Source organism: Paucibacter sp. PLA-PC-4 (assembly GCF_026241155.1).
Lineage (GTDB): Bacteria > Pseudomonadota > Gammaproteobacteria > Burkholderiales > Burkholderiaceae_C > Roseateles_E.
In genome coordinates this window covers 1-581 of the sequence record NZ_JAPFGP010000079.1, presented here as the reverse complement: position 1 = coordinate 581, position 581 = coordinate 1, and the positions used below count along the sequence as shown (strand labels likewise).

Sequence of the window (581 nt, the reverse complement as noted above, 5' to 3'; positions counted from 1 at the left end):
CAGCAAATCATCAACGGGCTGGTGCTCGGAAGCATGTATGCGCTGGTGGCCTTGGGCTACACGATGGTGTACGGGATCATCAACCTGATCAATTTCGCGCACGGCGAGGTGTTGATGGTGGGGGCGCTGGTGAGCTGGACGGTGGTGACCTTTTTGGTCGACAGCGGCCTGCCGGGGTGGGCGCTGATGCTGGTGGCGCTGATCTGCGCGGTGATCGTGTGCACGAGCTTGAACTTCGTGATCGAGAAGATTGCGTACCGGCCGCTGCGCAATGCGCCGCGCCTGGCGCCGCTGATCACGGCGATGGGGGTGAGCTTGCTGCTGCAGACGCTGGCGATGATCATCTGGAAGCCCAACCCCAAGCCGTTCCCGCTGCTGCTGCCGACGACGCCGTTTGACCTGGGCGGGCCGGTGATCACGGTGACGCAGTGCCTGATTCTGGGGAGCACGGTGATGATCCTGGCGGCGCTGCTGTGGCTGGTCAATCACACCAAGCTGGGCCGCGCGATGCGGGCCACCGCGGAGAACCCGCGGGTGGCGGGGCTGATGGGGGTGAAGCCGGACTTCATCATCTCGGCCAC

The 581-nt window shown here is 64.7% G+C and carries 1 protein-coding gene; it reads left to right on the top strand.

Annotated features, from left to right (window positions below; genetic code table 11):
* Positions 1-581 (top strand): branched-chain amino acid ABC transporter permease (locus tag OOZ63_RS29000; RefSeq protein WP_266009345.1); only part of this gene is annotated, 581 nt, incomplete at both ends.